Annotated in this window: 24 protein-coding genes; 14 read left to right on the top strand and 10 right to left on the bottom strand. The window is 69.1% G+C overall.

The window, feature by feature from the left end:
• Positions 1-2: 2 nt before the first annotated feature.
• Genes FNH24_RS16620 through FNH24_RS16630 form a run of 3 tightly spaced genes read right to left on the bottom strand, consistent with a single transcriptional unit; the run spans position 3 to position 4,120 of the window.
• Entirely contained in the window at positions 3-1,001 is a 999-nt protein-coding gene (locus tag FNH24_RS16620; protein ID WP_152363332.1) for an ABC transporter permease, read from the bottom strand.
• Between the two features lie 21 nt (positions 1,002-1,022).
• The gene (locus FNH24_RS16625) at positions 1,023-3,077 is read right to left on the bottom strand and encodes an ABC transporter substrate-binding protein (protein ID WP_152363333.1); all 2,055 of its coding nucleotides are present in this window, start codon (positions 3,075-3,077) and stop codon (positions 1,023-1,025) included.
• A gap of 59 nt (positions 3,078-3,136) precedes the next feature.
• Positions 3,137-4,120 carry a dihydrodipicolinate synthase family protein gene (locus FNH24_RS16630; RefSeq protein WP_161606163.1) on the bottom strand — a complete coding sequence of 328 codons (984 nt, stop codon included), beginning with the start codon at positions 4,118-4,120 and terminating at the stop codon, positions 3,137-3,139.
• Positions 4,121-4,272: 152 nt separating this feature from the next.
• On the opposite strand from FNH24_RS16630, the gene FNH24_RS16635 reads away from it, so the two are divergent.
• The 3 genes from FNH24_RS16635 to FNH24_RS16645 all read left to right on the top strand — a co-directional run bounded on the left by FNH24_RS16635 (position 4,273) and on the right by FNH24_RS16645 (position 7,727).
• Complete coding sequence (locus FNH24_RS16635) at positions 4,273-4,980, top strand: GntR family transcriptional regulator (RefSeq protein WP_161606164.1); 708 nt, start codon at positions 4,273-4,275, stop codon at positions 4,978-4,980.
• A 155-nt stretch (positions 4,981-5,135) separates the two neighbouring features.
• The gene (locus tag FNH24_RS16640; protein ID WP_246186935.1) at positions 5,136-7,079 is read left to right on the top strand and encodes a glycoside hydrolase family 127 protein; all 1,944 of its coding nucleotides are present in this window, start codon (positions 5,136-5,138) and stop codon (positions 7,077-7,079) included.
• Positions 7,080-7,214: 135 nt separating this feature from the next.
• Positions 7,215-7,727 carry a Uma2 family endonuclease gene (locus FNH24_RS16645; protein ID WP_161606165.1) on the top strand — a complete coding sequence of 171 codons (513 nt, stop codon included), beginning with the start codon at positions 7,215-7,217 and terminating at the stop codon, positions 7,725-7,727.
• A gap of 31 nt (positions 7,728-7,758) precedes the next feature.
• Here the strand turns inward: FNH24_RS16645 and FNH24_RS16650 are convergent, their stop codons facing one another.
• A complete protein-coding gene (locus tag FNH24_RS16650) occupies positions 7,759-10,101 on the bottom strand; it encodes an Ig-like domain-containing protein (protein WP_152363337.1) in 2,343 nt (780 codons plus the stop codon).
• Between the two features lie 346 nt (positions 10,102-10,447).
• Between FNH24_RS16650 and FNH24_RS16655 the strand changes: the two genes are divergently transcribed.
• Together FNH24_RS16655 and FNH24_RS16660 are read left to right on the top strand one after the other, a co-directional pair.
• Positions 10,448-11,341, top strand: a complete 894-nt coding sequence (locus FNH24_RS16655; RefSeq protein ID WP_152363338.1) for a dioxygenase family protein — start codon at positions 10,448-10,450, stop codon at positions 11,339-11,341.
• A 33-nt stretch (positions 11,342-11,374) separates the two neighbouring features.
• Positions 11,375-12,928, top strand: coding sequence for an inositol monophosphatase family protein (locus FNH24_RS16660; protein ID WP_152363339.1), 1,554 nt, complete (start codon positions 11,375-11,377; stop codon positions 12,926-12,928).
• 503 nt (positions 12,929-13,431) lie between these two features.
• Here the strand turns inward: FNH24_RS16660 and FNH24_RS16665 are convergent.
• From FNH24_RS16665 to FNH24_RS16675, 3 genes are read right to left on the bottom strand one after another with little or no spacing between them, the layout of a single operon-like run.
• The gene (locus tag FNH24_RS16665; RefSeq protein WP_152363340.1) at positions 13,432-13,644 is read right to left on the bottom strand and encodes a hypothetical protein; all 213 of its coding nucleotides are present in this window, start codon (positions 13,642-13,644) and stop codon (positions 13,432-13,434) included.
• Positions 13,645-13,646: 2 nt separating this feature from the next.
• Complete coding sequence (locus FNH24_RS16670; RefSeq protein WP_152363341.1) at positions 13,647-14,636, bottom strand: pyridoxal-phosphate dependent enzyme; 990 nt, start codon at positions 14,634-14,636, stop codon at positions 13,647-13,649.
• Between the two features lie 49 nt (positions 14,637-14,685).
• The gene (locus tag FNH24_RS16675; RefSeq protein WP_246186936.1) at positions 14,686-15,489 is read right to left on the bottom strand and encodes an SDR family oxidoreductase; all 804 of its coding nucleotides are present in this window, start codon (positions 15,487-15,489) and stop codon (positions 14,686-14,688) included.
• 139 nt (positions 15,490-15,628) lie between these two features.
• Between FNH24_RS16675 and FNH24_RS16680 the strand changes: the two genes are divergently transcribed.
• The 7 genes from FNH24_RS16680 (at position 15,629) to FNH24_RS16710 (ending at position 22,418) form a co-directional block, all read left to right on the top strand.
• On the top strand, positions 15,629-16,204 hold the full coding sequence (locus FNH24_RS16680) for a superoxide dismutase family protein (protein WP_152363342.1): 576 nt from the start codon (positions 15,629-15,631) through the stop codon (positions 16,202-16,204).
• A gap of 37 nt (positions 16,205-16,241) precedes the next feature.
• Positions 16,242-17,819 (top strand): ATP-binding cassette domain-containing protein, encoded by a 1,578-nt coding sequence (locus FNH24_RS16685; protein ID WP_152363343.1) that lies wholly within the window; start codon positions 16,242-16,244, stop codon positions 17,817-17,819.
• Complete coding sequence (locus FNH24_RS16690; protein ID WP_152363344.1) at positions 17,816-18,391, top strand: TetR/AcrR family transcriptional regulator; 576 nt, start codon at positions 17,816-17,818, stop codon at positions 18,389-18,391. Before FNH24_RS16685 ends, FNH24_RS16690 begins: the two co-directional genes overlap by 4 nt.
• A gap of 217 nt (positions 18,392-18,608) precedes the next feature.
• Complete coding sequence (locus tag FNH24_RS16695) at positions 18,609-19,820, top strand: alpha-hydroxy acid oxidase (RefSeq protein WP_152363345.1); 1,212 nt, start codon at positions 18,609-18,611, stop codon at positions 19,818-19,820.
• Between the two features lie 97 nt (positions 19,821-19,917).
• Positions 19,918-20,304, top strand: a complete 387-nt coding sequence (locus tag FNH24_RS16700; RefSeq protein WP_152363346.1) for a YdeI/OmpD-associated family protein — start codon at positions 19,918-19,920, stop codon at positions 20,302-20,304.
• Between the two features lie 209 nt (positions 20,305-20,513).
• Positions 20,514-21,584: an LLM class flavin-dependent oxidoreductase gene (locus FNH24_RS16705; RefSeq protein WP_152363347.1), complete on the top strand. Its 1,071-nt coding sequence runs from the start codon at positions 20,514-20,516 to the stop codon at positions 21,582-21,584.
• Between the two features lie 45 nt (positions 21,585-21,629).
• Positions 21,630-22,418, top strand: coding sequence for a GTP pyrophosphokinase (locus FNH24_RS16710; RefSeq protein ID WP_246186937.1), 789 nt, complete (start codon positions 21,630-21,632; stop codon positions 22,416-22,418).
• Positions 22,419-22,500: 82 nt separating this feature from the next.
• On the opposite strand, the gene FNH24_RS16715 is transcribed toward FNH24_RS16710, so the two are convergent.
• A complete protein-coding gene (locus tag FNH24_RS16715) occupies positions 22,501-23,043 on the bottom strand; it encodes a Clp protease N-terminal domain-containing protein (protein WP_152363348.1) in 543 nt (180 codons plus the stop codon).
• Between the two features lie 18 nt (positions 23,044-23,061).
• On the bottom strand, positions 23,062-23,271 hold the full coding sequence (locus FNH24_RS16720) for a hypothetical protein (protein ID WP_152363349.1): 210 nt from the start codon (positions 23,269-23,271) through the stop codon (positions 23,062-23,064).
• Positions 23,272-23,421: 150 nt separating this feature from the next.
• Here FNH24_RS16720 and mmuM point away from each other — a divergent pair, with 150 nt between their 5' ends.
• Together mmuM and FNH24_RS16730 are read left to right on the top strand one after the other, a co-directional pair.
• Positions 23,422-24,306 (top strand): homocysteine S-methyltransferase, encoded by an 885-nt coding sequence (gene mmuM / locus FNH24_RS16725; protein WP_246186938.1) that lies wholly within the window; start codon positions 23,422-23,424, stop codon positions 24,304-24,306.
• A 76-nt stretch (positions 24,307-24,382) separates the two neighbouring features.
• Positions 24,383-24,916: a hypothetical protein gene (locus FNH24_RS16730; RefSeq protein ID WP_152363350.1), complete on the top strand. Its 534-nt coding sequence runs from the start codon at positions 24,383-24,385 to the stop codon at positions 24,914-24,916.
• Here the strand turns inward: FNH24_RS16730 and FNH24_RS16735 are convergent.
• Positions 24,913-25,653: an AAA family ATPase gene (locus FNH24_RS16735; protein ID WP_246186939.1), complete on the bottom strand. Its 741-nt coding sequence runs from the start codon at positions 25,651-25,653 to the stop codon at positions 24,913-24,915. The two genes, FNH24_RS16730 and FNH24_RS16735, sit on opposite strands and share 4 nt — an antisense overlap.
• Positions 25,654-25,660: the final 7 nt, after the last annotated feature.

The following is a 25,660-nucleotide window of genomic DNA, read 5'->3' on the forward strand; positions in this document are numbered from 1 at the left end:
GATCAACCTCCTTCGTAGCGGTGCCGGATCCGCGGATCCCACCAGGCCAGCGCGATGTCGCTGAGCAGCGTCCCGATCACGGTCAGCGCGCTCAAGATCAACACGAAACTCCCGACCAGATACATGTCCTGACTCTCCACCGCGCCGAACAGCAGCGGGCCGGTGGTCGGCAGGCTGAGCACGATCGAGATGATCGTCTCGCCGCTGATCAGCCCGGGCAGCAGCCAGCCGACCGTGCTGAAGAAGGGGCTGAGCGACATCCGCACCGGATACTTCAGCAGCAGCTTCCACTCCGGCATGCCCTTGGCCCGGGCGGTGATCACGTACGGCTTGTACAACTCGTCCAGCAGATTCGCCCGGGTCACCCTGATCAGACTGGCCGTCCCGGAGATCCCGATGATCAGGATCGGCAGCCAGAGGTGTGACGCGAGGTCGATCACCTTGCCCAGGTTCCAGACCGCGTCGGCGTACTCGGGTGAGAAGAGCCCGCCGACGCTCGACCCCCAGTAACGGACCCCGAGATACATGAAGACCAGCGCCAGCATGAACTCCGGCACGGCCATCCCGACGAAGCCGAAGAACGTGCCGGCGTAGTCGCCCGGTGAATACTGCTTGACCGCGGAGTAGATGCCGATCGGGAAGGCGATCGCCCAGACCATCAGCATGGTGCTGATCGACAGGAAGAACGACAGCGCGACCCGGTCCCAGATCAGCGTCGACACCGGCCGGTTCCAGGCGAACGATTCGCCGAAGTCACCGTGGAAGACGATGTTTCCGATCCAGTTGAAGTACTGCACGATGAACGGGTCGTTCAGCGCATACCGGGCCCGCAGCGCGGCCAGCCGTTCCTGGCTGATCTCCTCACCTCGGGTCTCGGCCGCCGCCTGCAGCGTGGAGACGTAGTCGCCGGGCGGCAGGTTGATGATCCAGAAGGTGGCGAACGAGATCGCCGCCAGGGTGATGATCATCAACCCGACTCGTCGCAGGATGTATCGCAGCATGGAATGGGCTCCTCGGCAGCGTCAGGCCGTGAAGTAGAAGTGCTCGGGATTGCTCGGGCCGGGTGCCATGTAGCCGACCGAGCCGGGGACTCCTTCGGGCACGTTCTTCATGGTGTTCTTGACGATCCCGTACTGCTCCGGCGGCGTGCAGATCCCGACATAGACGAAGAGGTCCTTGGCCAGGCTGATGATCTCCTGGCCCAGCTTGGTCGCCACCTCCGCGTCGTAGGTCGTCCGCATCCGGTCGAACAGCTCCAACTGCTTCTTCACCGGGGCCGGCGGCTCCTCGCCCTCCTTGCCGTCGGTGGAATACCAGAGCGCCCAGGTGTTGCCGTAGCGGGAGGCGCCGCGCGGGTTGGTCGGCAGGAAGTAGTGGTTCGAGCCCTGGGTCGCGCGGATTTCGAAATCGCCGCCGGTCCAGCTGGAGCACTCGGCCTGGTTGGCCTCCACCCGTTCCCAGTAGAGGGTCTCCGACACCCGCTGCTGCTGCAGCTCGACGCCGACCGCCTTCCAGTCCTCCTTGATCAACTCGAAGGCGTCGACGTGATCGGGCATCGCCGAGTTGACCACGACCGGAATGATGATCCGCTTGCCGTCGGCGAGGCGGTAGCCGTCGCCGTCCCGCTCGGTGTGTCCGGCCGCGTCCAGGTGCTCGTTGGCCTTGGCTTCGGAGTATTCGGTGTACTGCGTGCCGAACTCCTCGTCGTAGACCGGATCGCCCTCCAGCGGGGCGCCCTGCCACGGCTTGCCCTGACCGGCGTAGACGGTGTCGATGATCCGCTGCCGGTTGATCGCGTACGAGAGCCCGACCCGGAAATCCTTGTTGGCGTAGAGTTCCCGCTTCGCCTGATCCTTGAGGGTCTGGTTGAAGCCGATCACCATGGTGTTCGTGCCGGTCGCGCCGACCGTGAACATCCGGTAGTCGCCCTCCTGCTGGCCACGCGCGACCACGGGCTTGTTCCGCACCGTGCCGAAATTGCGCATCTGCAGGTCGAGCTCGCCGTTGACGATCTTGAGCAGCTCGACCTCGACATCGAGCAGCACCTCGCACTGGATCTTGTCGATGTAGGGCAGCTGACTGCCGTCGGGGTCGGTCTTCCAGTAGTACGGATTACGCTCCGCGATCACCGAGGTCCCCTCGCCCAGCGGAGTGATCAACCGCCAGGCGTTGAGCGTCGGCACGTCGGCGTTCATCCACGGCTCGGCCTTGTTCTCCATCAGCTGGATCCAGTCGTTCAGCCGGGCCTCCTTGACCAGCTTGTCGACCTCCTTGTTGTACTTGGGATGGAACTGCTGGAAGTAGTGCTTCGGCAGCACCATCGCCAAGCCGCTCGCGATCTCGTTCAGGAAGCCGGGCTTCGGCGCGGTGAAGGTGAACCTGATCTTGGTCTCGTCGACGACGGTCAACTCGGCCGGCCGCTCGGTGTCCGGGCTGAGCCAGAGGCTGTAGATGCCACCGGGATGCATCTCCGGATAGATGCTGATGTCCTCGTAGGCGTAGCGGAAGTCCTCCGCCGTGCACGGTTCACCGTCGGACCAGCGCAAACCCTGCCGCAGCGTGAACTCGAAGACCTTGCCCCCTTCGAGCTCCTCGAAGGCCTCGCAGACGTTCGGGATGATCTCGTCGGTGCCGGCCGAGCCGGTCCACTCCCGGGTCCAGCGCACCAGCGGCTCGTAGCCGATCGCGGTGCCGAGCCAGCTGGCGTCCTCCTGGGTGATCATGGCCGACTGCCAGGTGCCGCCGTACCGGCCGACGCTCTCGATCGGCTCCACCACCAGGGGCTTGGCCGGCATCCGCTCCGCCACCGGCGGCAGCTTCCCGGCCTCGACCTGCGCCGCCAGACTCGGCGCCTCCTTGCCCTTCGGCGCATCGGGACTCTGATCGTTGCCGCTGCCGTCGCGCTGCACCGGCGCAGTCTCCAGCAGACTGCACCCGGAGAGCGCCGATCCGGCCAGAGCGGCGCCGGCGATCACACCGGACCCGGACCTGAGCAGCAGCCGCCGGGTCAGCGGCAGCCGGCCCAACGGTCGCGGCGAGCCGGCCGGTCCGTCCATGATCTTCGTGGTCTGAGACATCGTTGACTCCTTGTGACTCGGGTGTTCGGTGACCGTCACCGGCGACGGTCCCGGGGCCGCTAACCGGACGCGGCAGTCTCCAGGTGCTCGATCAACGGCAGGGCATTCAGGTCCAGCTGCCGACGTTCGTCGTCGGTGAGCCGGGACAGCGGCGCGGTGGACTGCTCGCTGCCGATCCAGCCGCGGCGGACCAGCAGGTACTTGTAGATCGCGGCCGTGGCCGAGGCCGTCGAGGCCCGAGCCAGCCGCAGCCCGCGCAACAGGTCGTTCGAGCCCTCCTGAAGCTCGCGGACCGCGGCCCAATCGCCCCGACGAGCGGCCCGATATTGCGCCACGATGTGGGCCGGGACCAGATTGGCCAGCGAGCTCATCGTGCCGCGAGCCCCGACGAAATAGCCGAGATCGGGCACCGCCGAACCGCCGGTGAAGCCGTGGAACGTCACGCCGGCCTGCCGCGCGCTGCTCAGCAACTGCCGGAACCAGACCAGGTCGGAACTGCTGTCCTTGCCGCCGTCGAAGACGCCCTCGCCGGCCAGCTCGACGATCGCGGCGATGCTCAGGCCGGGCCCGGCGAGCCGCGGCAGGTGGTACGCGAAGACCGGACCGCCGGCCACCTGCGCGATCGCCCGGAAGTGCGACTTCAGCTCGTCCTCGGTGAAGTCGGCGCAGTACGGCGCCAGCACGGACAGCCGGGCCGCGCCGGCGTCGATGGCGGCCCGGGCGTGATCAAGGGCGAGGCCGGTCGCCGTGTCGCCGACGTGCGCGATGATCGGGACCGACCCGGCGACGATCTTGACGCACTCCCGCACCACCCGGGCGCGACCCTCGACGTCGAGCGCGTAGAACTCGCCCGTGGTGCCGTTCACCCACAGCCCGCTGACTCCCGCACCGACCAGACGACCGACCAGGCGCTCCAGGGAGGCCGAGTCGAGCGACCCGTCCTCGGTCAGCGGCAGCACGATCGGCGGGAACACGCCGTGCGGCTGGCCGGTCGACTGATCATGATCGGACCCGGATGCGTTTTCAATGAATGCCGGTGGCATACCAGTATGATGTGAGTCGGCCCGCACCGATGTCAAGACTTGCCCGCCGAGAAGTTGAAGCGCTTTCCGCAGCACGCGACAGACCGGCACCGGAACTGGCACCGGGCATCGCCCGCCCGGCATACCATGATCGGAAACAGGAAGGACGTTCGATGGCCCGAACCGCAGCACCGGTCGACTCCGAGAGCCTTGAGAGCCGCGCCCACCAGGCGCTGGTCACCTGGCTGACCGAGGAACACCCGGCCCCCGGCCAACCGGTGCCGATCCGGGAGTTCGCGCGCAACCTCGGCATGAGCCGGACGCCGGTTCGCAGCGCCGTCGGTCGGTTGTACGAGCGCGGACTGCTCTCCTACGATCCGATCGCCGGGTTCACGGTGGCCGTACCGTCGCTGAGTTCGCTGTACGAGCTGTTCGAGCTGCGGGTGATGATCGAATCGCACAGCGTGCGCCGATTCTGCGAACGCCAACCGGACGGGCCACTGCCCGAGCTCGAGGAATCGGTGGCCGAGGCCGCAGTGCTGGCGACCAGGGCGGTCGACGACCAGGCGGCCTACATCGCATTCCGGGACAACGACAGCCGGTTCCACCGGTCGATCGTCGCGCTGGCCGAACTGCCCCGGCTGGTCTCGCTCTACGACGATCTGCACCTGAGCATCCACGTCACCCGGGCCGGGATGGAGGCACCGCTCACCCACAAGCGGCTGGACACCGCGGTGGACGAGCACCGGGAGATCATCGCCGCCCTCGAGGCCGGCGACGCCGACCTGGCCCGGGAACGGTTGGAGTCCCACATCCTCCGGGTCCGCGACCAGACCATCGTCTTCCTCACCCAGCCGCGGATGAACCCCACCCGCCGCTGACCCCTTCGGACGGACGTTCGGTTCGTTCCCTGAGCTTGTCGAAGGGCAAAGATCATCAGGCCTGCCCTTCGACAGGCTCAGGGAACGAATCAACCCGGGGGTGGCATACCAGCTGAATGCCAGGTAGTGTTGATCATCATTCGAGGAGGCGTGCCATGCCCGATTCCCTCGGGGATTCCATGATCGACAAGCTTGCGCCGGCCGGGCCGGTCGAGCTCACCGGTGACTCCGTCGCGGTGCAGCGACCGGTGCCGCCGGTGATCATCACCGGTGGCCTCTGGCACGAGCGGCAGCGCATCAACCGCGAGGCCAGCATTCCGCTCGGCATCGGCAAACTGGCCGAGGCGGGCAACTTCGATGATCTTCGGCTGGCCGCCGGCGAGCGCCTCGACGTGGCCTATCGCGGCCCCGTCTACATGGACACCGACGTCTACAAGATGCTCGAATCGGTGGCGTACGAGCTCGGCGCCGGAGCCGGCGACGAGGCCCTGGCCACGTTCCTCACCGAGGCGATCGGACTGATCACCCGAGCCCAGACCGACGACGGCTATCTCAACTCCTACTACCAGGTCAACGCGCCGGACCAGCGTTACGCCAAGCTGGAGAACAGCCACGAGCTGTACACGGCCGGGCACCTGTTCCAGGCCGCCGTCGCACTGGCACGCGCCGGCGACGACCGGTTGCTGCCGATCGCCCGGCGGCTGGCTGATCATCTGGTCCGGGTGTTCCTGGACGAGCGCAAGCCACGGCTGGACGGGCATCCCGAGGCCGAGACGGCGCTGGTCGAGCTGTACCGGCTGACCGGCATCGAAAGCTATCTCGACCTGGCCCGCCGGCTGATCGATGATCGCGGCCGCGGCCTGGTCGGCCACAGTCCGGTCGGCTCGGCGTACTTCCAGGACGCGTTGCCGGTCAGGGAGATGCCGATCTTGACCGGGCACGCGGTCCGGGCCATGTATCTCGAGGCCGGGATCGTCGACGTCTACCTGGAGACCGGCGATCGGTCACTGCTGGACGGATCGATCACCCGCTGGGAGGACGCCGTCGCCACCAAGACCGCGATCACCGGCGGGCACGGCGCCCGGCAGCTCAAGGAGGCGTTCGGCGAGGGCTACGAGCTGCCGTCGGACCAGGCCTACAACGAGACCTGCGCCGCGGTCGCCAGCATCCACTGGAGCTGGCGGCTGCTGTTGGCCACCGGCGAGGCGCGCTTCGCCGACCTGATCGAACGCACGCTGTACAACGTGTTCGCGGCGTCGGTCTCGCTCGACGGACTGGAGTTCTTCAAGGGCAATCCGCTGCAGCGGCGGCATGATCATGAACAGGTGATCGGCGATCCGCGGTATCGCGGTGGCTGGTTCTGGTCGGCCTGCTGCCCGCCCAACGTGACCCGACTGATGTCCTCGCTCGGCCACTATGTCGCGACCACCGACGCCGAAACCCTGTACCTGCAGCAATACACAGAAGGCGTGGTCCACGGGTCGGTCGCCGGCGGCGAGCTGGCCGCAACCCTGCGGACCGACCTGCCCTGGTCCGGCCGGGTGATGATCACGATCGACCGGGTGCCGGACGGTCCCTGCGGGCTGGCCCTCCGGTTGCCGTCCTGGAGCGAGCGGACCGAGCTCTTCGTCAACGATGGTCCGGTGCCGGTGCAGCCGGACGATCGTGGCTATCTGGTGCTCCGTCGGGCCTGGCGGGCCGGCGACACGATCCGACTCGAGCTGGACCTGAGCCCGCGGCTGATCACGCCACACCCCAAGATCGACGCGGTTCGCGGCTCGGTGGCCTTCGAGCGCGGGCCGCTGGTCTACTGCTTCGAACAGCTCGATCAACCCGAGGGAGTCGAGCTGGAGCGGCTGCGGCTGGCGCCGGAGCCGGAGCTCCAGGTCCGGCCGGTCGACGATCATCCGGGAATCGGCCGCACCGTGCTGCTCGACGTCTCCGCGGACGTGCTCGCCGACCTGCCCGACACCGGCCTGCCGTACTTCCGCACTCCTCCGGCCCCGACTCCGCGACCGGTCACCGCGACGGCGATCCCGTACTTCCAGTGGTCCAATCGTGACCGGCGTGCGATGCGGGTCTGGCTGCCGACCTGCTGAGACCGGCGCCCGCCGAGATTGTCTGTGCCCTGGACCAGACTGGCCCGAACCACAGATCAGGCAGAGAATGGACGGGGTCTCGATGTGTCCGAAGCGAAACCGGAGGCGGTCATGCCAGGACTTGAGCGCAGGAGCATGTCCTACCAGGAGTGGTGGGCTCTGCCGGCCAAGCCCAAGTCGGAATGGGTCGACGGGGAAGTGGTCGTGAACTCCCCGGCGTCATTCGCACACCAGGACGCGTCGTTCCTTCTGACAGCACGGCTCCGCGCCGGGCTCTCCGGCCTGCACGTTGTCCAGGACGTCGGAGTTCAGCTCCCCAACAACCGGGTGCGAGTGCCGGACATCTCGGTCATCCGACAACCGCCCCAGCAGTTCCTTGTGTCCGAGGCTCCGCTGCTGGTCGTGGAAATCCTGTCGCCGAGCACGCGCGGTGAGGACACGGTGCGCAAGTCGGGCGAGTATGCCGCCGCGGGCATCGGACAGTACTGGATCCTTGATCCGGAGCTGGCAGCCCTGGACATCTATGCGAACTCCGGCAGCGGCTGGACGCCGCAGCTCCATCTCGACGCTCAGGTTCCACGCGGGACGGCGCTCGTCGACGGTGCGCACGAGATCGAGCTCGACCTGACTTCGCTCCTGGCCGGCTGACGCCTGGTCATCGACCGCCTCATCTCCTTGATCAGGAATTGACCCGCACTTCGGCGAAGTCCGCCGAGGCGTAGTTGTTGATCGCGTTCGACTCCTTGTTGGCGTCTACCACGAGGCCGATGTGCACCCGGTCGGCCAGGTGGATCCGTTCGTAGCCGATCCGGGTCCACTGCAGCGAATCGTTGCTCAGGTGCGCCTCGAACTCGCTGCCCCGCTTGATCACCCGGATCCAGTACGGCTGGTCCTCGAGCTCCTCGTCGTCCCACGGGTACGGGCTGATGCTCGGCTCGTCGCCGAACCGGGCGAAGCGCGAGACCATGCCCTTCAGCCCACCGTCGGACCAACTGATCCCGCCGGTGAAGTAGGGCGAGTCCGGCTCCAGTGACTCCCTGATCATCAGGCCGGCATACACGCCCTCGTACACCCGGGACAGTCGGTCGATCCGGGCGATGATCTCGACCACCGACGACGGGCCGGCGTCGATCTCCTGGTGGACGAACTGGAACGCGTCCTGCTTGGCCCAGATCTTGCCCGAACCCTTGATCGTGAATGCGTCGTCGCCCTTCATCGCGGCCGAACCGGCGATCGGCACGTCGCCGATGTCGGTCGACGTCCAGCCGGGCAGCTCGGTGGTGCGGTTGACGTGCACCGGCGTGCCGGTGGACTGGGTCTGCAGGCCGCGGCTGTCGGTGGCGCGGGCGGTCAGGTACCAGGTGCCGTCGGTGACCCCGGCCCAGGTGATCCGGTACGGCGCCGAGTCGGCCTTGCCGATCGAGGTCGCGCCGGCAAAGAACTCGACCGCGGTGATCGTCGCGTCGCCGTCGGCCGACGCCTCGGCGCTGATCTCGATCTCGCGCTCCGCCGCCGGTCCGGCGAACACCTGATCGCCGGTCGGCGACGTGATCACCACCTCGGGGTTGGCCGCGCTCGACCGCTCGATCGAGTTCAGGTACAGCTCCAGGTTGGAGAAGCCGCCCTTACCGATCGCGGCGCCGTCCGCCGGGTCCTTGGGATCGAGCCCCTGGGCCAGCTCCCAGTCGTCCGGGATGCCGTCATGATCGGAATCGACCGGCGGTTCGGCCGACTTCAGCACCGGGAAGCCGCCCACCTCGGTCTGCGAGTTGATCAATCGGCCGGTCCCATTGCCGACGTCGGCGAGCAGCCGGGCATCGGCGGCGTCGTAGCGGGGCAGGCTGGCTCCGACCCCGGCCAGTACGGTGTCGTACGCCTCCAGGGCGGTCTGGGTCCTGATCTCGTTCGGGAACGGGAACGGGATCGGGTCGGCCGCGTGGGTGATGCCGCCGACCGGCACGGTGATCCCGGCCAGATTGTCCTCGGTGATCTCGGGATGGCCTTCGATCTCGTTCTCGGACAGATGCCAGCGGCCGCCACGCCCCGGCGCGACGAGCTCGGGCGCGATCTCGGCCAGGGTCGCCGGTCCGGGCTTGTAGTAGTTGGCCACCAGGTTGATCCCCTCGCACCACTCACCGCCGTAGCAGGAGGTGAAGCCGTAGTCGTAGATCACGTTGTTCCGGTGGTCGACGAGTTGATCAAGGTGCTCGACGAAGCTGAACCGCGGGTTCCGGCCGCCCTGGTGGACCAGCAGGTTGTGGTGGAACGTGACGTTCTGACCGCCCCACAGGCCGCCGTAGCCGTGCCGACCCTTCTCGTGCGCGGACATGGTGAGGCCTTCGGCGATGATGCAGTGCGACACGGTCACGTCGTAGTTGCCGTACAACGAGAAGCACTCGTCGACGCCCCAGCTGACCGAGCAGTGATCGATCACCACGTTGCGCCGGCCCTCGCCCTTGAACGTGTCGATCGGCGTGCCCATCCGGTCGCCGCCGCGGACCCGGAGGTAGCGGATGACGATGTTGTCACCGGCGATGGTGAACTCGTTGTTGATCACCGCGATGCCGTCACCCGGCGCGGTCTGGCCGGCGATGGTCAGGTTGGAGCCGGTGACGTCCAGACCGCCTTCGAGTTCGATCGTGCCGCCGACCCGGAATACGATCATGCGATTGCTCTGGGCGACCGCCTCCCGCAGCGAGCCCGGCCCCGAATCGGCCAGTGTGGTCACCTCGTACACCGGATGACCGCGGCCGCCGGTGCTGAACTTACCGGCGCCCTCCGCTCCGGGGAAGGCCGGCACCGTGTTGTCGACGACCGCGGCCTGCCGCGCCGGCGGCTTGCGCTTCTTGATCTTGCCCGAGTCGATCGGCCCCGGGGCCGGCACGTCGGGTTCGGCCCGGGCGACCGGTGCCGCCTGGAACTGTTGGACGGTCATGATCGCCGGCGGGGTCAGGGCGGCGCTGACGAGGAAGCCTCGCCGGCCGAACCCGCGGGATGGTCTGGAGGAAGATGCTTCGGTCACCGGACACTCCTTTGGTCACAACGGTGCACAGAAGAACGTCGCGACCTCCCCCGAGCCACCGGAGGTCAGCGAGGATGAATGCCGGTGGTATGCCAGACTCTAAGCGAGCACGACTGACAGCGTCAAGGACTCTTCAGAGTCCTGTCATCAAAAGAATCCGGGCCCTCACGCCCGGCATGCCGGGAGGCTCGATCGTTCGCCGCGGCGTCGCCCGCCGGAGGCGGCGTCGACCCTCCTCACCGGCCGCGGCGTCCATGGGATCCTCACAGCAGGGCCACAGGGCCGGCCCAAGCTGTCCGGTCAGGCTGGGTTTCGTATCAGCACCGTGACCACCGTGGAGGACCCCATGCACCCGACTTCTCGCCGCTACCAGGGCCGACGGCTACCTCGGCCGGACGAGGAGGTTGTTGATCAAGGGCTCGGATTTGATCTTGGCACCCTGTTCAACCGACGCTCGCTGCTGCGCGCCCTCGGCGTCGGTACGGCGGCGGCCGGCCTGGCGGCCTGCGGCGTCTCCGACGCGACCACGCCGCAGACCGGCGGATCCGACACCCTGGCCGAGATCCCCGACGAGACGGCGGGACCGTACCCGGGAGACGGCTCGAACGGCGCCGACGTGCTGGAGCAGGCCGGCATCGTCCGCGGCGACATCCGATCGAGCTTCGGCAACTCCTCCGGGACGGCCGAGGGCGTGCCGATGGAGTTGACTCTGAGCATCGTCGACCTGGCCGGCGGCGGTGGCCCGTTCGCCGGCGTCGCCGTCTACGTCTGGCAGTGCGACCGGGAGGGCCGCTACTCCCTGTATTCCGAGGGCGTCGAAGATCAGAACTACCTCCGCGGCGTCCAGCTCGCCGACGCCGACGGCCGGGTCACGTTCAACAGCATCTTCCCCGCCTGCTACTCCGGGCGTTGGCCGCACATCCACTTCGAGGTCTATCCCGATCAGGCCGGCATCGCCGACGCCTCGAACGCGATCGCCACCTCCCAGGTCGCCCTGCCCGAGGACGTCTGCCGGACCGTCTATCAGCAGCCGGGCTACGAGCAGTCGGTGTCGAACCTGTCCCAGGTCAGTCTCCAGTCCGACAACGTGTTCGGCGACGACGCCGCGGCCAGTCAGCTGGCCACGGTCACCGGCGACGTCGGCACCGGCTACCAGGTCGCCCTCCGGGTCGGCGTCGACACCACGACCACCCCGAGCGGCGGCGGTGCACCTCCGGGCGGTCAGCCGCGGTCCCGATAGCCTGCGGAGAGCCCCGACCGAAGGAACCGCACCTTGACCGAACCGCGAGTCGCCGCCCGCGCGCCCCGCTCCGCGACGCGTCTTGTCGCCCACCGCGGCGTCCACGACGAGGCCGCCGGGGGTCCGCGGGAGAACACGCCGGCGGCGATCCGCGCGGCCCTCGCCCGTGGGGTTCGGATGATCGAGATCGACGTCCGGGTCAGCCGCGACGGTGCCGTCGTCCTGCTGCACGATGCGACACTCGAACGACTCTGGGGTGATCCCCGCCCGGTCGGCGAGGTCGACCTGACCGACCTGCGCGAGCTCGGCGGTGGCGAGCGCCGGATCCCGCTGCTCGCCGAAGCCCTCGAACTGGTTCGGGACAGCGGGGCGATCCTCTTGATCGACATGGACGAGCCGGCCCCCGCCGGTCCGGCCGCCGAGGTCGTACGAGCCGCCGGCGCGACCGCTTTCTCGGCCTGGTGCGGTCATCCGGAGGCGATGCGCACCATCCGCGCCGCACTGCCCGGGGCCGAGATCTGGCAGCCCTGGTATGCCACCGAGCCGCCGACCGCGGCCGACCTGGCCGAGCTCCGGCCCGCCGTCGTCAACGCCGAGCAGCTGCTCGTCGGCCGGGCCTGGGTCGAGGCGGTCCACGCTCTCGGCGCGGCGGTCTCCTGCTGGACCGTCGACGACCCGGCCCAGGCGGCCCACCTGGCCACGATCGGTGTCGACTCGATCACGACCAACCGGGTGACCGAGGTCCGCGACGCCATCGCGGCCGGCGCGATCGACGAGCGCGGCCGCCAGATCATGATCGCCACCGAACTCGCCCAGCACGCGGCCGAGGTCACCCGGCACGCGCGCGCCAATGGGGTCGGGGCCGTCGACACCAAGACCGGCCCGGCCGACCACGTCACCGAGATCGACCGGACGATCGAGCGTCGCGTCCGCGCCGTGATCGGCGCCCAGTTTCCTGATCATGATCTGGTCGGCGAGGAATTCGGCGGCACGTCCGACGGAGCCCGGCCGTGCTGGTACGTCGACCCGATCGACGGCACCGCCAACCTGGCCAACGGCGTACCCTGGACCAGCTTCTCGCTGGCCCTGGTCGAAGCTGATCATCCCGTCGTCGGCGCCGTGATCGACCCGGTGCTGCTGACTCCGGTCGTCGCCGCCAAGGGTCGCGGCGCCTGGCGCGACGGCCTCCGGCTGCGGACGACCCCGTGGCCCGGCCCGTCGCCCCTCGCCGGTGCCGTCGTGACGACCGAACTGGCCGGCGCCCGCCCCTGGAACGGACTCACCACGCTGATGGAGCGGCTGGCCGAATTGCATTGCACACTACGGATCCCCGGCTCCGGCACCGCGACCCTGTCCGGTCTCGCCACCGGCCGCGGCGCCGGCGCGATCATCCACCGCTACAGCCCGATCGATCATGCCGCCGCGATCTTGATCATCCTCGAGGCCGGCGGCACCGTCCTCGCCCCAACCGGCGAACCCGGCCTCCCCGCCCTCGGCGATCCCGTGATCGCAGCCTCCGACCCGACCACCGCCGCCGCCCTCTGGACCGAATGGAACACCGCCCTGACGCCGATTTCGCGTCGTTGACGTCACAGTCGGCTCCGACCGAACGCATGGCGCGGCCAGCGCAGCCCGGCGTTTCGTTCCCTGCCCGGATTCATCGATGATCTTGGTCGTGGTGCACCCAGCCGGCAGGCTTCGGTCGCTCGAGGTCCGACGGCCGGGCAGCCCGCTCGGTGCGCGTCGAGACCAAAAGACGCGCCAAGGGCGGGTGGGTTGCGGCGATTCCTGGGCACTTCCGGCCGGGCACCGGTTGCGCTGCGGCCGGGAACATCGACTGTGACGAAACCCGGCCCAACCGGCACAAAACGGCCGGGGAACGTCACAGTCGATGCCCAACCAACGACTTCGCCCCAACACCGGCGCCCGGCCGCACAACCCGACAAACCGCCACGACCCGCCCCTCCTTGGCGCGTCTTTCCGGCCGTCAGGCCGAAACCCGACAGGGCACGCGTCTGGCCTGCCCTTCGACAGGCTCAGGGAACGAACACCCTCGCTTCGCCGATCGACCAACTCAGGGCCCGTTCGCCTCAGTTCCGGCGGCGAGGGTTGGCGGCCCGGCGGCGAAGCTGGGCTCGGCCCAGCGCCTCGTAGATCGCGTCGTAACCGGCCATGCCGAGGCCGATCAGGCCGACGATGCCGATGATCACGCCGGGCGTGACCAGGCTCAGCACCAAACAGAAGGTCGCGACGATCACCAGACCGAGCCCGATCCACAGACTCCGCCATCCAAGTGTGCTCATGATCAGCCCTCCGTGATCAACCGGGCGAACTGTTCGGCGCCGATGTTGCCGCCGGACAAGATCACCCCGATCGGTCCGTCACCGATCGTGATCTTGCCCGTCAGCAGGGCGGCCAGCGGCGTCGCTCCGCTCGGCTCGAGGACGATCTTGAGGCGCTCGTACGCCCAGCGCACGGCCTCGACCAGCTCTGCGTCGCTGACCAGCACGATCGAGTCGAGCAGCCGGCGGTTGATCGCGAAGGTCAGTTCGCCGGGCTGCGGCACGGCCTGACCGTCGGCCAGGGTCCGTGGCACCGGTACGGCGATCCGCTCCCCCGCTGCCAGCGAACGGTAGGTGTCGTCGCCCTCCTCGGGCTCGATCCCGATCACCCGCACCCCGGGCGACAGCTCGGCCGCGACCAGCGCACAGCCGGCCGCCAGTCCGCCCCCGCCGACCGGGACCAGCAACACGTCCAGCGGACCGGCGTCCTCGATCAGCTCGAGCGCCGCGGTGCCCTGCCCGGCGATCACGTCGCGATGATCGAACGGCGGGATCATGATCAACCCGCGCTCCTCCGCCAGCGCCGCGCTGATCGCGTCCCGATCCTCGGTGTAGCGGTCGTAGTGCACGATCTCCGCGCCGTAGCCGGTGGTCGCCTCGAGCTTGAGCCGGGGCGTGTCCTTCGGCATCACGATCACCGCATGGGCGCCGAGCTCGCGGGCGGCCAGGGCGACCGCCTGTGCGTGGTTGCCGGACGAGTGCGCGACCACACCGCGGCGCCGTTCCTCCGCCGACAACTGGGCGATCGCGTTGTAGGCGCCGCGGAACTTGAAGGCACCGATCCGCTGCAGGTTCTCGCATTTCAGCAGCACCGGGGCGCCGACGAGCGCGTCCAGGGTCCGCGACCGCAGTACCGGCGTCCGGTGCGCCACTCCGGCGAGCCGGCCGGCCGCGGCGTGCACGTCGGCAGCGGTGACCGGGAGTCCTGAGTCGGTGACTGGCGGTGTGGTCATTCCTCGATCCTCCCAGGCCTCGGGCGTCAGAGGTCGACCGAGGTCAAGCTCAGACGACGGCGGTCATGCCGCCGTCGACGAAGATCACCTGGCCGTTGACGTAGTCCGAGGCCGACGAGGCCAGGAAGACGGCGGGACCGAGCAGATCGCCGGCCGTGCCCCAGCGAGCGGCCGGCGTCCGACCGAGGATCCAGTCGTTGAAGTCGGGATCGTCGACCAGCGGTTGGGTCATCTCGGTGTGGATGTAGCCCGGAGCGATGCCGTTGATCTGCAGTCCGGCCCCGGCCCATTCGGCGGTCATCGCCCGGGTCAGATTGCGCAGCCCGCCCTTGGCCGCGGTGTACGCGGCGATGGTCGGCCGGGCGAGCTCGGTCTGCACCGAGCAGATGTTGATGATCTTGCCCGCCCCGCGCGGAATCATCCGCCGGGCCGCGGCCCGGCCGACCAGGAAGGCGCTGGTCAGATTCGTCGTCAGCACCCGCTGCCAGTCCTCGACCGCCACGTCGAGCATCGGTTCCCGGTGCTGCACTCCGGCGTTGTTGACAAGGATCACGATCGGGCCGACCTCGGCCTCGATCCGGTCGACCGCGGCGTCGACCGCCGCAGCCTCGGTCACGTCGAACGCGTACCCGTGAGCCCGGTCCGCACCGAACTCGGCGGCGAACGCGGACCGGGCCCGCTCCAGCCGGCCGCCATCCAGCCCGTTCAACACCACGGTGGCGCCGGCCCCGGCCAGCCCGGCCGCGATCGAACTGCCGATCCCGCGGCTGGAACCGGTCACCAACGCGATCCGGCCGTCGAGATCGAACAGCCCACCGGGCTCGAATATCCTGCCGACGCTTCGTGGTTGCACCCCCCGATTCTGGTGGGTGCCGGGACGTAACGATCACGCAGGCCACCGATTCGTTCCCCGAGTGGCCCTGCTCGGTGGGCGGCGCCGGTGCGCAAGACTGTGCCCCTCGGGCAGCCACTCACGCGTCCCAGGAGAGACCATGCGACCCAGCCCCGTCCGACGTTCCATGATCATCGCCGCGGCCATCGGCGCGCTGCTGCCGGTGCTGGCCACCACGCCCGCGTACGCCGACGACGGTGGCATCGCCGGGCTGCTCGGCGACCCGGTCACCGTGGCCGACGGAGCACTGACCGACCTCAGCCCGGCGGCCGATCTCACCGACGGCGCCGACGGCCGGATCATGATCATCCGCGGCCTGGTCGGCAGCGTGGCCGAGCTCCGGCTGACCGGGCTCGATCCCGCCGCGGCCGGGCACACGGTGGGTGTCCATGTGCACACCGGCCGCTGCGTCGCCGGTGCTGGCGCCGCCGCCGGGCCGCACTACAACCACGACCGGGCCACCGGTCGGGAGCCGGCCGAGATCTCCGCCCGGACCGAGGTCTGGCTGGACATCACCGTGGACGAGCACGGCCGCGGCCACGCCTCGACCCTGGTTCCGTTCGTCGTCCCGTCCGCCGGCGCCGGCATCGGTTCCGTCGTCGTCCACGAGCACCCGACCGACCACGGCGGCATGGCCGGCGGCCGCCTCGCCTGCCTGCCGCTCGAACCTAGTTAACGCGACGATAGTTGCATTAGAGTGTTAACCTGGACTCATGTCCGGAACCGTAAGGCTGTCCGAGGTCGGCTTCGGCTGGCCCGACGGCGAACGCGTGTTCGGCGGGCTGGACGGGACCTGGACGGACCAGCGGGTCGGGTTGATCGGCGCCAACGGCAGCGGCAAGACGACCCTGCTGCGGTTGATCACCGGCGAGCTGGCACCGACCGAGGGAGCGGTCACGGTGACCGGGCGGATCGCCGTGCTGCCGCAGACGATCGCGACCGTCGATCGGCGCACGGTGGCCGACCTGTTGCAGATCGCCCCGGTCCGGGCCGCGACCGGCCGGGTGCTGGCCGGCCGGGCGACACCGGCCGATCTCGAACTGTCCGCGGACGACTGGCAGGTGGAGGACCGGGCGCTGGCCGAGCTGGCCCGGGTCGGCGTGCCGACTCCGCCGGGCATTCTGGACCGGCCCCTGGACACTCTGTCCGGCGGCGAGGCGACCATGATCGGGATCGCGGCGACGCTGCTCCGGCCGGCCGAGGTCACGGTGCTGGACGAGCCGACCAACAACCTCGACCGGGCGGCCCGGGAGCGGCTGTTCCAGCTGGTCACCGAGGCCTGGCCCGGACTGTTGATCATCGTCAGCCATGATCGGGAACTGCTGGAGCTGGTCGATGCGATCGCCGAGTTGCAGGACGGCCGGCTGCGCCAGTTCGGAGGCCCGCTCAGCGCCTATCGGGCGGCGCTGGCCGGTGAGCAGGAGGTGGCCGAACGGGCTGTTCGCGACGCCCGGGCGGTGCTGCGCCGGGAGCACCGGCAGTTGGTCGACGCCCAGGTCGCGCTGGCCCGGCGGCAGCGCTACGCCAAGACCGACTACGCCAACAAGCGGCGGCCGAAGGTGATCATGAAGCTGCGGGCCCAGGAGGCCGAGATCTCGGCCGGCAAATATCGGCTGCTGCACGAGGGCAAGCTGGACGAAGCCCGGGACGAGGTCCGGCAGGCCGAGAGCCGGGTCCGGGAGGATCCCGCGATCCGGCTCGATCTGCCCGGCACCGAGGTGCCGGAGCGAGCCCGGCTGGCCGAGCTCGCCGTCGGTGACCGGACGTTGATCATCCGCGGCCCGGAGCGGATCGCCGTCACCGGGGCCAACGGGATCGGCAAGACCACCCTGCTGAGCCGCCTGGCCCAGTCGGCAGCGACCGACCGGATCGGTTGGTTGCCGCAGCGGCTGGATCTGTTGGACGACGAGTTGACGCTGCTGCAGAACCTGGCGGCCGTGACGACCGCGGACGACCACGAGATCCGGGCCCGGCTGGCCCGGTTCGGGTTCCGCGGCGAGACCGTACAACGAAGGGCGGCCATGCTCTCCGGCGGCGAACGGTTCCGCGGCACGCTGGCCACCCTGCTGTTGCAGCAGCCACCACCGCAGCTGCTGATCATGGACGAACCGACCAACAACCTCGACCTGACCAGCGTCGAACAGTTGATCACCGGCCTGACCGACTATCGCGGCGCGCTGGTCGTCGCCGGGCATGATCATGATCTTTTCGACGCGATCGGGATCACCCGCCGCTGGCAACTCACCGGCACGCCCGACCGGCTCCGCCTCGAGGATCGGCCGGTCGGATGAGCGGCACCCAGGCCCGGCCCGGTGGTCGTACCGCCCGCAACACCCGGGCGATCTTCGACGCCCTGTTCGTCGAGCTGGTCGACGGCGGCCTCGCCGGCCTCACGTTCGAAGCGATCGCGACCCGGGCGGGCGTGCACAAGTCGACGCTCTATCGCCGCTGGCCGACCACCGACCTGTTGCTCGCGGCCGCGCTGACCGAGCATCCTCGCAACGACTGGACCCCGCCCCGGACCGGCGACCTGGAGCGCGACCTGATCGGCGTCGGCCGCGCCGTCCTGGACGGTCTGGACGACCCGCAGCTCGGCCCGATCTCCCGGGCCTGCATCGCCGCCGCCTTCGACTCCGTGCCGGCCGCGGAGGCCCTGGCCGCGTTCTTCGATGATCAACATCGACGGGCGGCCGTCGTGATCACCGACGCCATCGACCGCGGTGACCTGCCCCCCGGCACCGACCCCGGCGACCTGCTCGAACGCCTCCTCGCCCCGCTCTATTACCGCCGCCTGATCACCCACCGCCCGGTCACCCAGGCCGACCTCACCGCCACCGCCCGCCGACTTGTCAGAACTGAGTAGCCCTATGACGCACCTCAGTTCTGACAACTCGGAAGGCGGGAGCTGGGCGGAGCGTACGGGTGTCACCTTCTGCCGAGTTGTCAGACCTGAGTTGCGCTATGGGGCTACTCAGTTCTGACAACTCGGTTGGGGGTGCGCTGTGGACCCCGGGTGGGGGCGGGTGCGGGAGGTGGGAAAATGGCGGCGCCCTGGTCCCGGAGTTGAAGTAGAGGTCGTCATGGTCGAACGCCGCCTGCCCCGCCCGAAGGATCTGGCGCCGCTGATGCGGTTGAAGCGACCGGAGCTGAATCCCAAGAAGCGACGGCTCGGCAACGCGTTGACCGTCGAAGATCTGCGCCGGATCGCCAAGCGGCGCACCCCGCGCGCGGCGTTCGACTACACCGACGGCGCGGCCGAGGGCGAGTTCTCGCTGTCCCGGGCCCGGCAGGCGTTCCGCGACGTGACCCTGCATCCCCGGATCCTGCGCGACGTGTCGACCCTCGACACCACGACCGAGATCCTGGGCAAGAAGTCGGCCTGGCCGTTTGCCATCGCGCCGACCGGCTTCACCCGGATGATGCACACCGAGGGCGAGGTGGCCGGGGTCCGGGCGGCCGGCCGGGCCGGGATTCCGTTCTCGCTGTCGACGATGGGCACCACCTCGATCGAGGACGTACGCGCCGCCGGTCCGGACACCCGCAAGTGGTTCCAGCTCTACATGTGGAAGGACCGCGAGCGATCGATGAACCTGGTCCGCCGCGCCGCGGACAACGGCTTCGACACCTTGCTGGTGACCGTCGACGTGCCGGTCGCCGGGGCCCGGCTGCGGGACACCCGCAATGGCCTGACCATCCCGCCGACGCTGACCCCGAAGACGATCGTCGATGCCATCCCGCGGCCGTGGTGGTGGTTCGACTTCCTGACCACCGAGCCGCTCTCGTTCGCCACCCTCGACCGCTGGTCCGGCACCGTGGCCGAGCTGCTGGACGTGATGTTCGACCCGACGGTCGACTTCGATGATCTTGCCTGGATCAAGGACCAATGGCCCGGATCCCTGGTGGTGAAGGGGATCCAGAACCTCGACGACGCCCGCAAGGTGACCGATCTCGGCGCCGACGGGATCGTGTTGTCCAACCACGGCGGTCGCCAGCTGGACCGGGCGCCGATCCCGCTGCGGCTGCTGCCGGACGTGGTCCGTGAGGTCGGCAACGACGTCGACGTGATCGTCGACACCGGCATCATGTCCGGCACGGACATCGTCACCGCGATGGCGCTCGGGGCGAAGTTCACGATGGTCGGCCGCGCCTACCTGTACGGGCTGATGGCCGGCGGCGAGGCCGGAGTGGATCGGATGATCGAGATCCTGACCAGCCAGATCACCCGGACCATGAAGCTGCTCGGCGCCCGCTCGATCGACGAGCTCGAACCCTCCATGGTCACCCTCAACTGACCCCCTACGCCGACTTGTCAGAACTGAGTTGTGCCAGAGCACAACTCAGTTCTGACAGGTCGGGGCGGGTGGCGGCGGTCGGGATTAGGGTGCGGCCATGGCGGATGAGTTCGAGGAACTGACGGTCGCGGACGCCGAGGGCTGGCGGGCCTGGCTGGACGCCCATCACACCGACGTGCCCGGAGTCTGGCTGGTGCTGGCCAAGAAGGGCACCACCGAGCCGACCTCGATCTCGTACGAGCAGTCCGTGCTGGAGGCCCTCTGTTACGGCTGGATCGACGGTCACACCAAGGGCCGCGACGCGGCGACCTTCATCCAGCGCTACACCCCGCGGCGGGCCAAGAGCAACTGGTCGGCCTCCAACGTCGCCCGGGTCGACCAACTGATCGCCGAGGGCCGGATGCGCCCCGCCGGCCAGGCCGAGATCGACCGGGCCAAGGCCGATGGCCGCTGGGCCAAAGCCCTGCAGCCTCGCACTTCTTGAGCCGCTCGTCCCTCGTTCCCTGAGCTTGTCGAAGGGCAGGCCCGATCGCGCCTCGCCGGAATCGGAGTCGCCTCGCCCGCCCTTCGACAGGCTCAGGGAACGAACACCCCTCGCCCGCCCTTCGACAGGCTCAGGGAACGAACACCCCTCGACAGGCTCGGGGCGAACGAGTGGGAATAGCGGGGCGGATCGGTGGGGTTGAGCGGGTCGTGACCGACCTTGCACTTTCTGTCCTCGACCTGGTGCCGGTGCGCACCGACCAGACCACCGCCGCCGCGATCCAGGCGTCGTTACGGCTGGCCGAGACCGCCGATGAACTCGGGTTCACGCGCTACTGGGTGGCGGAGCACCACAACATGCCGGCGGTGGCGGCGACCAATCCGCCGGTGCTGATCGGCGTCATCGCGGCCGCCACCCGGCGGATCCGGGTCGGCTCGGGCGGGGTGATGTTGCCCAATCATGCGCCGCTGGTGGTCGCCGAGCAGTTCGCGCTGCTGGAGGCCGCCTACCCCGGCCGGATCGATCTCGGCATCGGCCGGGCACCGGGCAGCGACCCGGTGACCAACTACGTGTTGCGCAGCGGCGGCGGCCGCGACGACAAGGACATCGAGCGGTTCCCGGACTACGTGTCGGACGTGATCGCGCTGATGGATGCGACCGGTGTCGAGCTCGAGTTGCAGGGCCGGCGCTATCCGCTGCGGGCCACCCCGAAGGCCGAGGGCTCGGCCAAGGTGTGGCTACTCGGTTCCTCGCTCTATTCGGCCGAGTTGGCTGCCGCCCAGGGTTTGCCGTACGTCTTCGCGCATCACTTCTCCGGTGAGGGCACGGCCGAGGCGCTCCGGGTCTACCGGTCCAACTTCCGGCCCTCCGACCTACTGGCCGAGCCGAAGACGTTCCTGACCGTCAACGCGGCCGTCGCCCCGACCAACGAGGAGGCGCAGCGGCTGATCATCCCGCAGCAGCTGGCCATGATCGCGCTGCGGACCGGCGGTGAGTTGAAGCCGTCGCCGCTGATCGAGGACGCCGAACGGGTCGAGCTGCCGCCGGCGCACCGGGACCTGGCCGAGGCGATGAGTTCGCGCTGGGTGGTCGGCGACCCGCCCACCGCGGCGGCGCGTATTCGTGATCTTGCCCACACCTTCGGGGTGGATGAGGTGATGATCAATCCGATCGCCGGGGCGTTGACCGGCACGGCGGCCGACCGGTTCCCCGCGCGGGAGCAGACGTTGCGGCTGCTGGCCGGCGAACTCCTCGGGTCGGAGCCGACCGAGCGAGCCTGAGAAACGTACAGCTCACTGCCAGGAACGCGCCCTAGGCTAGGACGAGTGATCGAAACGTCACCCCAGAAATCTGGCTCGCCCACTTCCGCTGACGAGTTGGCGCTGATCGGCTCACCGCTCGGTGACCTGCGTCAGTTGCGGGAGGACTTCACCCGATTCATGATGCAGTACAAGTTCGGCATCGACGAGATGACGACCAAGATCACGATCTTGCGGGACGAGTTCAACCAGCTGCACGAATACAACCCGATCGAGCACGTCTCGTCCCGGCTGAAGTCGCCGGACAGCATCCTGGAGAAGTTGATCAGGAAGAACTGCGAGCCGACGTTCGAGGCGATCCGCGGCACGATCACCGACATCGCGGGCGTCCGCGTCACCTGCAGCTTCGTCTCCGACGTCTACCGGGTGTTCGACATGCTCGCCGGCCAGTCCGACGTCACCGTGCTGCAGGTCCGCGACTACATCGCCGAGCCGAAGCCCAACGGCTACCGCAGCCTGCACGGCATCGTCGAGGTGCCGGTGTTCCTGTCCGACGGCGTCGTGCCCGTCGTCGTCGAGGTGCAGTTCCGGACGATCGCGATGGACTTCTGGGCCAGCCTGGAACACAAGATCTATTACAAGTACCGCCGCCAGGTGCCGACCGAGCTGCTGCGCGACCTGCAGCAGGCCGCGGAGACCGCGCACCGGCTGGACGGGACGATGGAGCGCCTGCACGAGGAGATCCACCGCGCCGACGTCGACACCTCCGGCTCCGGCGAGGAGCATCAGTTGACGCCGTCCGATGACGTACTGCGGCAGCTCTGGCTGGCCCGCCGGGAGTCGGGGCTGGGCTGACCCGGCCGACCGGCGGAGCCCACCCGCGGCGGAGCGCCGCCCGGACCGGATTCATCGCGGGTGACCGGTGGCGAAGATCAACTCAGGCCGACGCGCGGAGCCGGCCCCGAAGATCATTGCGCAGCCGGATCGGATCGACGGCGAAGCTCTCCAACAGCCGGTGCGCCAGACTGCCGACGTCACCGAGGACACCGAGCAGCACGTGTTCGGCATCGATCCCGCCGCTGCGCAGGTTGATCGCCTCCCGCAGTGACAGCTCCAGCGCCTTCTTCGCCCCCTTGCTGAACGGGATGTGCCCGCGCGGCTCCGGCCTGCGATCGGGCCCGTCGAGCGCACCTTCACCGAACGTGCGCTCGACCCGCGACCGGATCTCGTCCAGATCGATGCCCAGCGAGGCCAGCGCCTGCGGATCCAGCTCGTCGCCCACCAACTGGGCCAGTCGCTCCCGAGCTGTCGGGTAGTCCAGCCCGGCCGCGACCAGCGCTTCCCGCGCGGGCCCGGAGTCCTGCCAGAGCACGCCGAGCAGTACGTGCTCGGAGCCGATCATCGGCTGCCGCAGCTCCCGGGCCACCACCTGGGCCTGCAGCACGCTGTCACGAGCCGCCGGCGAGAAGCGTTCGAACATGTCCGTCCCTCCTCGATCTCAGCGCTTGCCGTGCTTCTTGTGTACCGCCTGCTTGGACACCCCGAGCACGGCCGCGATGTCCTGCCAGGACCAGCCGAGCCCGCGAGCTCGCCCGACGTGCAGCCGTTCGAGCTGGTCGGCCAGGATCCGGAGGCTGCGTACGGCCCGCAAACCCTCGGCGGGGTCGGCACTGCCGATGGCCGAACTGAGGTCCGTGGGGCTACTCATGCCGTCATCCTAGGTTGACGACTTTCCAGAGTCAACCAAAGTTGACGCACTCCCGGCCCGAGTTGTCAGAACTGAGGTGCGCTATAGGGCTACTCAGTTCTGACAAGTCGGCGCGGGGTTGGGGTGGGTGGGCGTGATTAGGGTTGGCGGGTGGTGGAGTTTGCTGCGGACGGGGTGGTGGTTGCCGACGGTGGGTTGGCGACCGAGCTGGAGCGGGGCGGGCACGATCTCTCCGGGCCGCTCTGGTCGGCTCGGCTGCTGGCCGACGACCCGGACGCGATCCGGGCCGTGCATGCCGCCTACTTCGCGGCGGGAGCGCGGATCGCGACCACGGCCAGTTACCAGGCCTCGGTCGAGGGGTTCGTCCGGCACGGCTGGTCCCCGGCCGAGGCCGCCGAGCTGCTCCGGCGCAGCGTGCGGCTGGCCGTCGCGGCCCGGGCCGACCTGCCGGAGCCGGCGGGCCGCTGGGTCGCCGCCTCGGTCGGGCCGTACGGAGCGGCGCTGGCCGACGGCTCCGAATACCGCGGGCGCTACGGGCTGAGCGTGGACCGGTTGATCGACTGGCATCGGCCGCGGCTGGAGATCCTGGCCGAGGCCGGGGCCGACCTGATCGCCTGCGAGACCGTGCCCGACCTGGTCGAGGCCGAGGCGCTGGTCCGGCTGGTCGGCGAGACCGGGGTCTCGGCCTGGCTCTCGTACACGATCGACGGGGACCGGACCCGCGCCGGGCAGCCGCTGATCGAGGCGTTCGCGCTGGCCGAGGCGCCCGGCATCGTCGCGATCGGCGTGAACTGCTGCGATCCGGACGACGTCCCGGAGGCCATCGCCGCCGCCCGGGCGGTGACCGATCGACCGGTCGTCGTCTACCCGAACAGCGGCGAGAACTGGGCCGGATCCTGGTTCGGTCCGAGCCGTTTCACGGCGTCGGCGGCCCGTGATTGGGTGGCCGCCGGAGCCCGGATCGTGGGTGGTTGCTGCCGCGTCGGACCCGACGAAATTACGATTCTGGCTCGAATAATGAGCGATTTCGTGTGAAAACCTGCGCCAACGCTTAGCCTGTGTCCGGGTTGGGTCGCGTCCCACGCGGCTCATTCGCCTGGGGGAAAATTTCATGCGCAAGCTCATGGTGTGCGGCCTCGTGGTCGCAGTTTCGGCCGTCTTCGGCGGCCTGCTCGTCGGTTCGCCGGGGATCAACGGGGTCGCGGAGACGCCACCGCCGGGTCAGCCCGACTACGGACTGGACGGGGTTCGGGTGGTCTCGCTCATGCAGAGCGAGGAGCGCCGGGTCGACGCGACCGTCGCGGTGCACGTGCGTGGCGTCGAGGGCCGGCCGCTGCAGTATCGGAGCGCGGTCGAGCTGCGGTGCCAGGTCAAGGGCGCCGACAGCATCTGGCGGCCGCACTCCTGCTCGGCGAACTTCGGTCAGCGGCTGGTCCGGGACCAGTCGACGGTGATCGAGAGCTGGTCCGAGCTGAGCTCCGACGACGGCGTGATCGTCAGCGTCGGTGAGTGGCAGCCGGTCACCTGTCGCGGCCTCTACACCACCGAACTGGTCGCGTACCAGATCGGCGTGGCGGGCCAGGTCACCACGGTCAAGGGCAATCCCGGCCTCTTCCCGAGCAACGGGGTCTGGGCCGACTGCTAATCGTCCAGCACCCGCCGCAGATACTGATCGGGTTGATCAAGGAAGCGGCGGTAGTGGTCGACCAGATCGAGTTCGTCCCAAGCACGCTCGTGCATGCCGTTTTCGTCCAGTTCCAGGATCCGGGCCGAGGGCAACGCGGCGATGATCGGTGAGTGGGTCGCCAGGAGCACCTGGGCCTCACCGCTGTTGATCATGGAGTGCAGCACGCCGACCAGGGTGAGCTGGGCGGTGAACGAGAGCCCGGCCTCCGGCTCGTCCAGGACGAAGAAGCCGCCGCGCTCGAACCGTGACGTGCTGATCATGGACAGGAACGACTCGCCGTGGCTCTGTTCGTGGAACACCGGCTCCGCTCCGCCGCCCGGATGATCTTCAAGGTACGTGAACAGACCGTGCATCGTCTCGGCCCGGAGGAAGTAGCCCCAGCGCGTGGTGCCCGGCCGGCGGACCAGCCGCAGGCTCTGGGCCAGCACCGACTCGCTGATCCGGGTGCTGTGCCGGGCCCCGGTCGACCCGCCCTCCGGCGACAGCCCGTACGCACCGGCGACGGCCTCGACCAGGGTGGACTTCCCGGTGCCGTTCTCGCCGACCAGGATGGTGGCGGCGCCGAGGTCGAGGCCATCGGCCAGCAGCTGCGCGACCGGCGCCAGGGTGGCCGGCCAGGTCCGAGCCGGCAGCGCGGCCTCCGGATCCCGCTCGACCCGGCGGAGCGGTCGTCGCCCCATCCAGTCAGAGGTCATGACCCAC

Source organism: Microlunatus speluncae (assembly GCF_009299835.1).
Taxonomy (GTDB): Bacteria; Actinomycetota; Actinomycetes; order Propionibacteriales; family Propionibacteriaceae; genus Microlunatus; species Microlunatus speluncae.